Genomic DNA, 12,049 nt, shown 5'->3' with positions numbered 1-12,049 from the left:
ATCATGAACACCATTCTCGACATCAAGGTCGAACGTAAATCCTTTGGCGGCGATACTGTGCTGCAAGGCGTCGAGCTGACGCTGGCGGAACACGAAATCGTCGCCCTGCTCGGCCCCAGCGGTTGCGGGAAAAGCACATTGCTGCGCATTGCCGCTGGCCTGGACAATGACTTCAAAGGCTCCGTCACGCGCGACCAGGATCTGGCCGGCCAGCGCAATGGCGGTGTCGCTTTTGTATTTCAGGAACCGCGCCTGATGCCTTGGCTGACCGTCGCGCAGAACGTCGGCTTTGCCGATGGCGAGCGCGCAGATCTGAAATGGATTTCGCAGCTTCTGGAGGAAGTCGGACTCGCCGGCTGGGAAAACAGTCTGCCCAAGCAACTCTCCGGCGGCATGGCGCAACGCGTAGCCATCGCGCGCGGCCTCTATTCGCGTCCGCGCGTCTTGTTGCTGGATGAACCCTTCAGCGCGGTCGATGCCTTTACCCGCATGAAGCTGCAAGACCTGCTGCTCAGCCTCGCACGGCAACATCAGATATCACTGCTGCTGGTCACGCACGACATCGACGAATCGCTCTATCTCGGCGACCGCGTACTCGTCATGGGAAGCCGTCCCGGCAACATCCGCAACATCATCGGCGTCGACTTGCCGCAACCGCGGCAACGCACCGATGCTCGCCTCGGCGCGTTCAAGGCGGAAGCGCTGTCGGAATTGCACGAAGCGCACGCCTTCTGAATACCGCCGTCGCGACTTTCCGATCGCACTCTCCGGCTACTCCGCATCGCCCTGCGGGCATGGAGCAGCCGGACGTGTTGACCTGAATCAAGCGGCCTTATCCGGCGATCGCATGCTCTTCTTCCAGCTTGTCCCACGTGCTGGTGGTATGGCGAATTTCTGCACGAATCGTTTGCGGATTCTTCAGCAGGTTCAAAATCGGGCAAGTCTTTTCGACAGTCTCAAACAAAGCCTGCACGCTCTCTTTGCTCGCCGGCGACACCAGATGAACGGTGTAGCCGATGTCGTGGGGATAAATCGGAATATCTTCATATCCCGGCTTGCCACCGCGTGGATCTATCTTGCCCGTCACTTCCACTTCGAGCGAATCGACCGGCACCTGCAGATGCGCCGCATGGATCAAAAAGATATGTGTCACGCAGGAACCGAGTACGCCCAGTTGCAACTCGGGTGAACTCGGCCCGAGGTTGTAACCGGCGAAATCCGGCGGGCTATCGCTGATGACCTGGTGATCGCGGATGCGAATGCGGCGCACGCCGCTGCGTCCTTCCGCGCTGACTTTTGCCGTCAGCGCAGCAGGCCCCGCATCGCCTGCATTGATCAGTGCTTCGCGCGCCAGCACGGCGCTGCGCTTTTCGGAAAGATAGTGGTTGAGCGTAGTCATGGTTTCTTTCTTTGAATGAGGAAATCCCGATTCGACGCGCGGATATGGCGTCAGCAATCCGTAGTCTCCCGCCGCCGGAGACCCGCGGCAACGAAGGTTTTTACATATCCATATTCACCGGGCCGACACTCACTGCAACACGCACTCTGCGCATAAATAAACGCATTCTTATTCTTTGACCGCGTTGAGCGGCGTCATTAGTCTTCACTTGTTTTGTCAGCGGCGCATCTGCATTGCCAAGGCATCTGCAGAGTTCATTCAGCCGCTCCGGTCAACCAAGTGGGAGTTACCAACAATGAAAAAAAATAGCATTTCGCAAGAGTCCGATGTCCTGTCGTCATGGTCGCGCCGCGACGTATTGCGTGCCGGTGCAGCCGCCGCGCTGGTTGGCGCAGGCGCTTCGCTCGCCTCGCGCAACGCGTGGTCCGCACCGCCGCGCAAGCTGACCTTCGCCTGGAGCGCCATTTCATTCTGCCTCTCACCGGTGGTGGTCGCGCAGGAGCGCGGCTTCTTCGAGAAGAACGGCCTCGATGTCGAGTTGCTGAACTGGGGCGGCTCCACCGATCAATTGCTCGAAGCGCTGGCGACCGGCAAGGCCGACGTCGGCGTCGGCCTGATCCATCGCTGGCTCAAACCGCTGGAAGCCGGTTTCGACGTCAAGATCGTCGGCAGCGCACACGGCGGATGCCTGCGCATGGTGGGTGCCAATCAGGCCGGCGTGAAGGACATCAACAGCCTCAAGGGCAAGGTCATCGGCGTGTCGGACCAGAACAGCCCGGCCAAGAATTTCTTTGCCATCCATCTGGCCAAAAAAGGCTTCAATGTCGAGAAGGATGTGGAATGGCGTGTCTATCCTGCCGATCTGCTCGACGTCGCTGTCAAGAAAGGCGAGATTCAGGCTATCGCCGACGGCGATCCGAATATCTTCCTGATCGAGAAGCGCAACAAGGGTGTCTTCACTGAAATCGGCAACAGCGCCGTCGGCGAATACAAGGACAAGATCTGCTGCATTCTGGGTGCCCGCGGCGACCTGGTGCGCAACGACAAACCGGCTGCTGCGGCGGTCGTGCGTTCCATCGTGCAAGCATCCGAGTACGTCGCCGAGAATCCCAACGAGGCCGCCAAGATCTACGCCAAGTATTCACCGAAAGTACCGGTCGAAGATCTGCGCGCCTTGCTGACCAGCCTGACCTATCACAATCACCCGACCGGAAAACCGCTGCGCGACGAAGTCGAATTCTTCGCCCGCGATTTCCATACCGCCGGCGTGCTGAAGAAATCGACTGATCCCGTCAAGCTGGCTAATCACGTCACCTTCGATCCGCTCGCGTGAATCCAGACTAAACCCGGGCCAGTCCGGCCCGGTCTGCAATGGAACATGCAACATAACCCGCAATGCAAACGGAGTTCAACATGACAACTTCCACGACCAACGATGTTTTACTCCGCGCCAATCAGGCCGGTCTGTTCGACGGCGTGCGCGTCTTCGGCATCTGGCGCACCGGCTTGCTGGCAGCGACGACCTGGCTGCTGCTGGGTGTGATCACGCTGCGCTGGCCCAACAAGGAAGTCGGCTTCAGCGACTGGGCCTTCACCGACGAATTTGGCTACGCCACGGTCGCGATCGCCGTACTGCTGGCAGTTCTTGCCCTCGCCGGCGAACGCGCAGGCCGCACCGTCCAGCTATTGCGCCCTGCAGGGCAATGGCTGGTCGCAGCACCCTTGCTGCTGGCCCTATGGGAAATTCTGACGGCGAAGCTCGGTGTGCTGCCCTCGCCGTTTTTCGCGCCGCCGCAAAGCCTGATCGAGGTGTACAGCGAAGACTGGCGTCGCCTCGGCATCAGTACCGGCTATTCACTGCGTCTTCTGGTGCATGGATTTGCCGCCGGCGGACTGGTGGGTTTTCTGGTCGGCGTGACGATCGGCTGGTCGCGCATCGCCGGCTACTGGGTACATCCGGTATTGCGTTTTCTCGGCCCCGTGCCGGCCTCGGCATTGCTGCCGCTGGCGTTTTTCTTTGCGCCGTCGAGCTATGCCGCGGCAGTGTTTCTGATCGCACTGGCGACGGCGTTTCCGGTGGCGGTATTGACCTGGTCCGGCGTGGCGTCGGTCAGCAAAAGTTACTACGACGTGGCGCGCACCCTGGGTGCATCCGAGCGCTTCCTGATTCTGCGGGTAGCGATTCCGGCCGCCTTGCCGCAAGTCTTCGTCGGCCTGTTTATGGGACTGGGCGCCGCATTCTCGGTATTGGTGACCGCAGAAATGATGGGCGTGAAAGCCGGTCTCGGCTGGTATCTGCAATGGGCGCAAGGCTGGGCGGCGTACAGCAACATGTATGCGGCGCTGATCGTGATGGCGATCCTGTGCTCAAGCCTGATCACACTGTTGTTCAAGGTGCGCGACCGCGCGCTGTCATGGCAGAAAGGAACCGTCAAATGGTAAACGCAACGCTGGACAACCCGCAGCCACAGGCAGCATCACAAAACAAAGCCGGCGCCCGCATCGATATCGAACACGTCAGCCATTGGTTCAAGCTGCCCAATGGTGTGCTGCAGGTGCTGGACGATATTTCTCTGACGGTAGCGCCGGGCGAATTCGTCGCCCTGCTAGGTCCCAGCGGCTGCGGCAAATCCACTTTGCTGCGACTGGTTGCAGGACTGGAGCCGGCGACCACCGGACACATCCTGCAGAACGCGGAAAAAATCACGCATCCCGATCCGTCGCGCATTGTGGTGTTTCAGGATCCTACGCTCTATCCGTGGCGCAAAGTCTGGGACAACGTGGCGCTCGGCTTGCAAGCGCGCGGCCTGCTCAAGGAACACCGCCAGCGCGTCGACGATGCGCTGGCGCTGGTCGGCCTGAGCGAATTTGCCGATGCCTTCCCGCATCAGTTGTCCGGCGGCATGGCGCAACGCGTGGCGCTGGCGCGCGCTCTGGTCAATGATCCGCAATTGCTGGTGCTGGATGAACCGCTGGGCAAGCTCGACTCGCTCACACGGCTGCAGATGCAAAGCGAACTGGTCTCGCTATGGCAACGCAACGGTTTTTCTGCGCTGCTGGTCACGCATGACGTGGAGGAAGCCTTGTTTCTCGCCAACCGGGTGATCGTCTTCAGCGACCGCCCGGCCCGCATCCGCACCGAGATCAAGGTTGACCTGCCGTATCCTCGCCATCGCGGCGATCCACGGCTCGCGGAATTGCGCCATGAAGCCTTGCGCCATCTGGGATTGGATGCCTCCTGGTGAGTCTGTTGTCGCTGTCCGACTGGATCAATCTGCTGCTGAGTTCGATCCAGAGTCTGCAAGAGGGCTTCCTGCATCTGCTGGCGGTGCTGGGGCTGGCGCAAACCAGTCACGGCCAGCCGGCCTGGCCGTTTGCCCAACGCCTGAGCGGCGACGTACTGCTGATCGATCGCGGCGTGGCGCGGCAATTGCTGAACGCGCTGGGACTGACTGCTGCGGCTCTGCTCTCGCTGATTATCGCCCTGCTCTGGCGGCGTGGACGCATCGTGATGCTGCCGACCGCCGCCGCCCTTCTTTTCTTCGCTCCCTGGCCGGACAGCAAGCTGCTGCTCGCGCCTGCGGAGCCGACCAGTTTCCATGTTTCGTCCTCCGGCTTCAGCGCGGCCGCCATCGTGCATGGACGCGAAGTGTACGCACAGCGCTGCGCGCGCTGCCATGCCACCGATGGCAAAGGCGACACACCGCTGGCGCTGTCGTTGCCGCTGGCGCCGCCCAACCTGGCAAGCGGGTTGCTCTGGCGGCGCGCCGACGGCGATCTGTTCTGGAAGATCGCCTACGGCATGCACGACCGGCACGGCGCGGCGACCATGCCCGGCTTCGCGCGTCAATTGAACGATGCCGATGTCTGGTCGCTCATCGATTTCATGAAAGCCAATGCCGCCGGCACCAGCATCCGCGAGATTGGCGCGTGGGATCAACCGGTGGCATTGCCGTCCGTAGCGGTCGACTGCGGTCGTGCCCTACATACATCATCAATATCGACAGCGCAACAACGCAACGATAGGGATTCATGGCGCGGCCAACGTGTGCGCCTGATCCTGGCATCGGCAAGGCAACCGGCGTCCCTCCCCCTCGATGATCCCCGCTTGCGCAGCGTGATCCTGGCTAACGGTGCGCTCTCCCTCCCGGTCTCACAGGCAGGTACGCCCGCCATCGATTGCATGATGCGCTCGGACGACGCATGGATGGCTCTGTCCATCATCACCGGCATCGACAGCGACAAGCTGGCTGGCACGCAACTGCTGACCGATCGCGACGGCTGGCTGCGTGCGCGCAAGCTGGCGAACGACGGTAATAGCAACTGGTCGGAGTCCGACATTCTCTGTCGCGCCCCGGCAACCATGAAGACATCCGGCGCCAGCAGTGGTCTCGATAGTCTGATCGCCGCGATGGATGCAGAGCCGGTACGCTTCGTCAAAGGCGGTTTCGTCCACACTACCCAGTAATCAGCAACGATTGCCCGGACAGATTGTCTTCATCGGGCGAAATCTGCCTTGATCTACATTGAACAGCATCATCTACATTTCCCGGGAACGACAAGTCATGCCCCTTTTTAACTTACCGAATATTGCCTCTGATCTATCGGCCCCCTGGAAGTCCGCCATCCTCGGCCAGATCGGTCCGGCACGTATTAAAGTGCTCAGAATGAACGAGACGCCGTATGAGGAGGAGGTACACGACTACAACGAAGGCCTGCTGGTCGTGAGCGGCCGCATGTTGCTGGAAGTCGCAGGAGAAACGGTGATCGTCAGCGCCGGCGAACTCTATATCGCCGAAGCTGGCGTCGCCCATGCAGTATTGCCCGGCAGTGACGGTTGCCTGGTGATTGTCGATGTGTGATCCACACCACCGGCACCGAGGGCCTCTCCGCAGTTCATGTCCGGAAATAAAAAAAGCCCGGCTTGCCAGGCTTTTTCACGTCATCGGATGGTGATGATGCTGGATATCAGAACGCAGGAACCACAGCGCCCTTGTATTTCTCTTCAATGAATTTCTTCACTTCAGGCGAGTTCAGCGCTGCGGCCAGCTTCTTGAATGCAGGGCTGTCCTTGTTGTCTTCGCGCGCCACCAGCAGGTTGGCGTAAGGAGAATTGGCATCTTCGATGAACAAAGAATCCTTGACCGGATTCAGCTTGGCTTCGATGGCGTAATTGGTATTGATCAGCGCCACGTCAACCTGATTCAGCACGCGCGGCAATGTCGCTGCTTCCAGTGCGCGGAATTTCAGCTTCTTCGGATTGTCGGTGATGTCCTTTTGCGTGGAGGAGATGTTGCTGGTGTCCTTCAGCTTGATCAGGCCGTTACGCGCCAGCAGCAGCAATGCGCGGCCGGAGTTCGATGGATCGTTCGGGATCGCGATGGTAGCGCCGTCCGGGATGTCGGCTGTCTTCTTGTATTTCAGCGAATACGCCGCGAATGGTTCGACGTGCACCTTGGTGATCGGCACTTCGATATCGTTCTTGTGGCTCTTCTTGAATTCATTGAGGTAAGGCTGATGCAGGAAGAAATTGCCGTCAACCTGCTTTTCATTGGTTTGCGCGGCCGGCTGGACGTAGTCGGTGAACACCTTCACCTGCAGATCGACACCTTCCTTGGCCAGAGTCGGCTTGAGGAATTCCAGGATTTCGGCATGTGGGACCGGCGTGGCGGCGATCACCAGCTTGTCGGCGGCTTGTGCCCCGCTGATGGCGAGGTAAGACAACGATGCTGCGAGCAGAAGGGATAATTTGCGGGACATGTAAGACTCCTTTTTTATTTACGTGTGAAATGCAGAACCAGGCGATCGCCTAAGAACTGCAGTAACTGCACCAGTACTACCAGGACCGCGACGGTGACGATCATCACCTCGGTCTGGAACCGTTGATAGCCGAAGCGAATGGCAAGGTCGCCCAGGCCGCCGCCGCCGATCACTCCCGACATGGAGGCATAGGACATCAGCGTGATGGCGGTAATCGTAACGGCTGCCAGCAAGCCGGGAAGCGCCTCCGGCAGCAAGGCGCCGAAGATGATCTGATACGTGCGCGCACCCATCGCCTGGCAGGCTTCGATCACGCCGCGGTCGATTTCGCGCAAAACATTCTCGACCAGGCGGGCAAAGAACGGCGCGGTGCCGAGGACCAGCGGCGGGATCGATCCTTCGACGCCGAGCGAGGTGCCGACCAGCACCAGCGTCACGGGAATCAGCACGATCAGCAGGATCAGGAAAGGCACTGAACGCAGCACGTTGATCACAAAAGACAGCACGACGTAGACGCCGCGCTGCGGAAGCAACTGCCGGCGCGCGGTGATGAACAGCAAGATCCCCAGCGGCAGGCCGATCAGCACAGTGAAGAACAGCGAGGCACCGGTCATGACAAGCGTTTCCAGCGTGGCCTGCCAGACGTCGCTCCAGTCGACAACGGAAAAGTCGATCATGACAACACCTCATGATGAATCTGATACTCATCGAAATGGGCGAACACGCGGCGGATGTCTTCCTCGCTGCCGTTGAGTTCCACCAGTAATTGCCCGTAGGGCGTGTCCTTGATGCGCGAGATCGTGCCTTGCAGGATGGTGATCAATGCCTGCGTGGCGGCGGTGATGTTAGTCAGGATAGGCTGATAAGTGATGTCGCCGACAAACGTCAGGCGCACCAGTTTTCCTTTGAACTGGTCGGGTTGAAGACCGGACTCATTGTCGAAGGTATGGCTTTCGGCCACCAGCTTCTGCGTCACCGGATGCTGCGGATGCAGGAAGACATCGGCCACCTTCCCCGTCTCCACGATGCGGGTGTCGTCAATGACCGCGACGCGGTCGCAGATGGTGCGAATGATCTGCATCTCGTGCGTGATCAGCACAATCGTCAGACCCAGTTTGCGATTGATGTCAAGCAGCAGGCGCAGGATAGCTTGCGTGGTTTCCGGATCGAGTGCGGAAGTCGCCTCGTCGCACAGCAGCAGATGCGGATAGTTGGCGAGCGCGCGGGCGATGCCGACGCGCTGCTTTTGTCCGCCCGACAACTGCGAGGGATACTTGTCGCGATGCTCGCTCAGGCCGACCAGCTCCAGCAGTTCCGCCACGCGCTGGCGGCGCTGCTCAGGCGTGTATTTTCCGGTAACCTTCAGCGGCCAGTCGATGTTGGCGGCGACGGTCTTGGCGTTGAGCAGGTTGAAGTGCTGGAAGATCATGCCGACGCGCTGACGCAGCTTGTACAGATCGGTGCTGTCGAATTGCGTGATGTCTTCGTCTTCGATGAAGATGCTTCCCGACGTGGGACGTTCAAGCAGATTCAGCGTACGAATCAGCGTACTTTTCCCTGCGCCGGAGCGACCGATGATGCCGAATACTTCGCCTGCTTCGATCTGCAGGTTGATGTCGGTCAGTGCTGTGATGTCCCGGTTGGCAACGTGATAAGTTTTATGGAGATGCTCGATGCGGATCACTGGGACTGGGCATAAGTAAATAAGATAGGCGCCAGTCTAGCAGCCCCAAAATGGCGCGTGAACGCATAAATATGTCGATGCTTATTTCGTTTTGTAATAAGAGTTCTGCGTTTTTTCACGCACGTTGAAATAGCCGAGCCCCCTCCCTCCTTATTCGTTTTCAGATTTTACGAACTCGTTTTTATTCGTTTTATTTCAACTGGGCGAATCGTACAGTCGTATCCACGGTCGGCTGTTGTCTATCGCCATCAGAATGACCGCAATTGCGTACTGTCAGAACAATCACTGAGGTTTCCCTATGCCTGTCCTTGATGCACCGGCGCTTGCCGATACGCTCGCCCTGCCCGAAGAGCTCGTCTCCATCCAATCTCAAGCAATCTCTTCCGGCTCGGCCTTTGCCGGCGGCGTTCCACCTGCGCTTGCCTGGAAGCTTTTTTCCGAACACAAGGTATTACTGGTGGATGTGCGTTCGAATGAAGAGCGCAAGTTCGTCGGCCATATTCCGGAGAGCCTGCACGTCGCCTGGGCGACCGGCACTGCACTCACGCGCAATCCGCGTTTCGTGCGCGAACTGGAAAGCAAGATCGGCGGCAAGGATATCCCCGCGCTGCTGCTGTGCCGCAGCGGCAAGCGCTCCGCCCTGGCGGCTGAAGCGGCAACCAAGGCGGGCTTCACCTGTATTTTCAATGTGCTGGAAGGTTTCGAAGGAGAGATCGATGCACAGCAACAGCGCGGCAAATCGGACGGCTGGCGCTTTCATGGTCTGCCTTGGGTTCAGGACTAATGACGCTCCCGGCATGACCGCCTGATTGCAACAGACCTCTGCACTTGAGAACACCGGCCGCATGATCGGCACACCCGTTTTTGCATAAAGGAATTCTGTGGCAACTTTTGACATCACCGACATCGTGCAGTCTTTGCACGAGGCACGGCACAGCTGGCGCCAGGCGCAACGCCGCGCCAGCGAACCGGGCGGACGCGAGTTTCCCTCGCGCGACGCGCTCGCCGCCATCATCGAGAGCCTCAAGGGCGTACTTTTCCCCATGCGCCTTGGACCGCCGGACCTGCGTCAGGAGAGCGAGGACTTTCATGTCGCGCATGCGCTCGACGCCGCGCTGCATGCCCTGTTGAAACAGGTTCATCTGGAACTGAAGTACAGCGCCGGACTGAACGCTGCAACGGATCGAAACATCGACGAAGACGCACTGGCTGCGACCAGAACTTTTGGCGCCGCCCTGCCGGCCATCCGCACGCTTCTCGACAGCGATGTGCTGGCGGCCTATCAGGGCGATCCCGCCGCACGCAGCGTGGATGAAGTCTTGCTGTGCTATCCCGGCGTGCTGGCGATGATTCACTATCGTCTGGCGCATCAGCTCTACGCTCTCGGTCTGCCCCTGCTGGCGCGCATCGTCGCAGAGCTGGCGCACGCCGCCACCGGCATCGATATCCATCCCGGCGCCAGGATCGGCGCCGGCTTCTTCATCGACCACGGCACCGGCGTCGTCATCGGCGAGACTGCCGTCATCGGCGAGCGCGTGCGCTTGTATCAGGCGGTGACGCTGGGCGCCAAACGCTTCCCGACCGATGCCGAAGGCAACCTGCAAAAAGGCCTCCCGCGTCATCCGGTGGTGGAAGACGACGTGGTGATCTATGCCGGCGCGACCATCCTTGGCCGCATCACGCTCGGCAAAGGCGCGGTCATCGGCGGCAATGTCTGGCTCACGCATGACGTCCCGCCGGGCGGCCGGATTGCCCAGGCCGAATCGCGCGAAGGCGCCTTCGCCAACAGCATCGGCGCAACCTGAACAACGCGATGAGGAATGCCTGACATGAGCGAGAAAAATTATTCCAGAAAGCCGCCCTCCGCCGACCCGAAATCCGCCTTTCCCGAAGGCGGCGACAGCGCCGCCAGCGCGCTGGTGCAAAGCTTCGGTATCGGTGTAAGGCAGTTGCGCGAGGCGCAGGGGTGGTCACAGGAACGCCTGGCCGAAAACTCGAACCTGAACCGTTCCTATATCGGCGAAATAGAACGCGGCTGCGCCATTGCCTCTCTGGTGACGGTCGAGAAGCTGGCCTCCGCACTCAAGCTCACGCCCTCTGCCCTGGTCACGCGCGGCGAAGCCATCAGCCAGATGAATCTGGTGCGCGGCATCAAGTTGATGGCTATAGCATGTTGAGGCACAGGCACTGAGACGCCACACTCTGCAAGTCATTTCCGGGATGCTTTTCCCGCCTTATTTTTCTTAACCCACATGAATTGGAGTCACGATGTCGGCAACAGTTGGCGGTACCACCGCGCTTGGCGATAACGCAGCAAGGCAACTAGCAAACGCAACCAAAACCGTACCTCAGCTGGAAACCATCAGCCCGCGCTGGCTGACGCATCTGTTGCAATGGGTGCCTGTCGAGGCCGGTATCTATCGGCTCAACAAGGTCAAGAATCCCGAATCGATCAAGGTCACATGCACCGCGCGCGAAGAAGAAAACCAGCTGCCGCGCACCTTCGTCGACTACGAAGAAAATCCGCGCGAGTATTACCTCAATGCGGTGTCGACCGTGCTGGACGTGCACACCCGCGTCTCCGATCTGTACAGCAGCCCGCACGACCAGATCAAGGAACAGTTGCGCCTGACGATCGAGACCATCAAGGAAAATCAGGAAAGCGAACTGATCAACAATCCCGACTATGGCCTGCTGGCGCAAGTCACGGACGAACAGCGCATCTTCCCGCTGACCGGCGCGCCGACGCCGGACGACCTCGATGAACTGTTGACCAAGGTCTGGAAAGAACCGGCCTTCTTCCTTACGCATCCGCTGGCAATCGCCGCATTCGGCCGCGAAGCCACACGCCGCGGCACGCCGCCGCCGACCATCAGCCTGTTCGGTTCGCAATTCATCACCTGGCGCGGCATCCCGCTGATTCCGTCGGACAAGGTGCCGGTTGCCGACGGCAAGAGCAAAATCCTGCTGCTGCGCGTAGGCGACAAGCGCCAGGGTGTGGTCGGTCTGTTCCAGCCGGGTCTGCCGGGCGAGCAAAGTCCGGGTCTGTCGGTACGCTTCATGGGTATCAACAACCATGCGATTTCGTCGTACCTGATCTCGCTCTACTGCTCGCTGGCGGTGTTGACCACCGATGCGCTGGCGGTGCTCGACGATGTCGAAATCGGCAAGTACCACGACTATCCTGACACCTACAAATAAGCCGC

Annotated in this window: 14 protein-coding genes; 10 read left to right on the top strand and 4 right to left on the bottom strand. The window is 59.7% G+C overall.

The annotated features are described in order from the left end of the window. The first annotated feature begins 3 nt into the window (after nucleotides 1–3). On the top strand, nucleotides 4–735 hold the full coding sequence (locus AC1RN6_RS11535; RefSeq protein WP_493005397.1) for an ABC transporter ATP-binding protein: 732 nt from the start codon (nucleotides 4–6) through the stop codon (nucleotides 733–735). 97 nt (nucleotides 736–832) lie between these two features. Here the strand turns inward: AC1RN6_RS11535 and AC1RN6_RS11530 are convergent, their stop codons facing one another. Further along, nucleotides 833–1,399 carry an OsmC family protein gene (locus AC1RN6_RS11530; RefSeq protein WP_493005396.1) on the bottom strand — a complete coding sequence of 189 codons (567 nt, stop codon included), beginning with the start codon at nucleotides 1,397–1,399 and terminating at the stop codon, nucleotides 833–835. A gap of 295 nt (nucleotides 1,400–1,694) precedes the next feature. On the opposite strand from AC1RN6_RS11530, the gene AC1RN6_RS11525 reads away from it, so the two are divergent. The 5 genes from AC1RN6_RS11525 to AC1RN6_RS11505 all read left to right on the top strand — a co-directional run bounded on the left by AC1RN6_RS11525 (nucleotide 1,695) and on the right by AC1RN6_RS11505 (nucleotide 6,261). Next, a complete protein-coding gene (locus AC1RN6_RS11525) occupies nucleotides 1,695–2,732 on the top strand; it encodes an ABC transporter substrate-binding protein (RefSeq protein ID WP_493005395.1) in 1,038 nt (345 codons plus the stop codon). 80 nt (nucleotides 2,733–2,812) lie between these two features. Further along, the gene (locus AC1RN6_RS11520) at nucleotides 2,813–3,841 is read left to right on the top strand and encodes an ABC transporter permease (protein WP_493005394.1); all 1,029 of its coding nucleotides are present in this window, start codon (nucleotides 2,813–2,815) and stop codon (nucleotides 3,839–3,841) included. Continuing rightward, nucleotides 3,835–4,644 (top strand): ABC transporter ATP-binding protein, encoded by an 810-nt coding sequence (locus AC1RN6_RS11515; RefSeq protein WP_493005393.1) that lies wholly within the window; start codon nucleotides 3,835–3,837, stop codon nucleotides 4,642–4,644. Before AC1RN6_RS11520 ends, AC1RN6_RS11515 begins: the two co-directional genes overlap by 7 nt. After that, nucleotides 4,641–5,867 carry a c-type cytochrome gene (locus AC1RN6_RS11510; protein ID WP_493005392.1) on the top strand — a complete coding sequence of 409 codons (1,227 nt, stop codon included), beginning with the start codon at nucleotides 4,641–4,643 and terminating at the stop codon, nucleotides 5,865–5,867. The genes AC1RN6_RS11515 and AC1RN6_RS11510 overlap by 4 nt, the downstream gene beginning before the upstream one ends. A gap of 97 nt (nucleotides 5,868–5,964) precedes the next feature. Continuing rightward, nucleotides 5,965–6,261 carry a cupin domain-containing protein gene (locus tag AC1RN6_RS11505; protein WP_493005391.1) on the top strand — a complete coding sequence of 99 codons (297 nt, stop codon included), beginning with the start codon at nucleotides 5,965–5,967 and terminating at the stop codon, nucleotides 6,259–6,261. A gap of 106 nt (nucleotides 6,262–6,367) precedes the next feature. Here the strand turns inward: AC1RN6_RS11505 and AC1RN6_RS11500 are convergent, their stop codons facing one another. The 3 genes from AC1RN6_RS11500 to AC1RN6_RS11490 are packed head-to-tail and all read right to left on the bottom strand — an operon-like array spanning nucleotide 6,368 to nucleotide 8,843. Further along, nucleotides 6,368–7,159, bottom strand: coding sequence for a MetQ/NlpA family ABC transporter substrate-binding protein (locus AC1RN6_RS11500; RefSeq protein WP_094563501.1), 792 nt, complete (start codon nucleotides 7,157–7,159; stop codon nucleotides 6,368–6,370). Nucleotides 7,160–7,173: 14 nt separating this feature from the next. Beyond that, nucleotides 7,174–7,836, bottom strand: a complete 663-nt coding sequence (locus tag AC1RN6_RS11495; RefSeq protein ID WP_493005389.1) for a methionine ABC transporter permease — start codon at nucleotides 7,834–7,836, stop codon at nucleotides 7,174–7,176. Beyond that, nucleotides 7,833–8,843: a methionine ABC transporter ATP-binding protein gene (locus AC1RN6_RS11490; protein WP_493005387.1), complete on the bottom strand. Its 1,011-nt coding sequence runs from the start codon at nucleotides 8,841–8,843 to the stop codon at nucleotides 7,833–7,835. The genes AC1RN6_RS11495 and AC1RN6_RS11490 overlap by 4 nt, the downstream gene beginning before the upstream one ends. A gap of 298 nt (nucleotides 8,844–9,141) precedes the next feature. On the opposite strand from AC1RN6_RS11490, the gene AC1RN6_RS11485 reads away from it, so the two are divergent. The 4 genes from AC1RN6_RS11485 to AC1RN6_RS11470 all read left to right on the top strand — a co-directional run bounded on the left by AC1RN6_RS11485 (nucleotide 9,142) and on the right by AC1RN6_RS11470 (nucleotide 12,044). Continuing rightward, nucleotides 9,142–9,627, top strand: coding sequence for a rhodanese-like domain-containing protein (locus tag AC1RN6_RS11485; protein WP_493005385.1), 486 nt, complete (start codon nucleotides 9,142–9,144; stop codon nucleotides 9,625–9,627). A 97-nt stretch (nucleotides 9,628–9,724) separates the two neighbouring features. Further along, on the top strand, nucleotides 9,725–10,648 hold the full coding sequence (gene epsC, locus AC1RN6_RS11480) for a serine O-acetyltransferase EpsC (RefSeq protein WP_493005384.1): 924 nt from the start codon (nucleotides 9,725–9,727) through the stop codon (nucleotides 10,646–10,648). A 111-nt stretch (nucleotides 10,649–10,759) separates the two neighbouring features. Then, nucleotides 10,760–11,020 (top strand): helix-turn-helix domain-containing protein, encoded by a 261-nt coding sequence (locus AC1RN6_RS11475; protein ID WP_493005890.1) that lies wholly within the window; start codon nucleotides 10,760–10,762, stop codon nucleotides 11,018–11,020. A 91-nt stretch (nucleotides 11,021–11,111) separates the two neighbouring features. Next, nucleotides 11,112–12,044 carry a family 2A encapsulin nanocompartment shell protein gene (locus AC1RN6_RS11470; protein WP_094563511.1) on the top strand — a complete coding sequence of 311 codons (933 nt, stop codon included), beginning with the start codon at nucleotides 11,112–11,114 and terminating at the stop codon, nucleotides 12,042–12,044. The last annotated feature ends 5 nt before the right edge of the window (nucleotides 12,045–12,049 follow it).

Source organism: Herbaspirillum sp. GW822-FHT03A08 (genome assembly GCF_058801885.1).
Note: the sequence above shows the minus strand (reverse complement) of the source record. Positions and strands in the feature narration are given on the sequence as shown.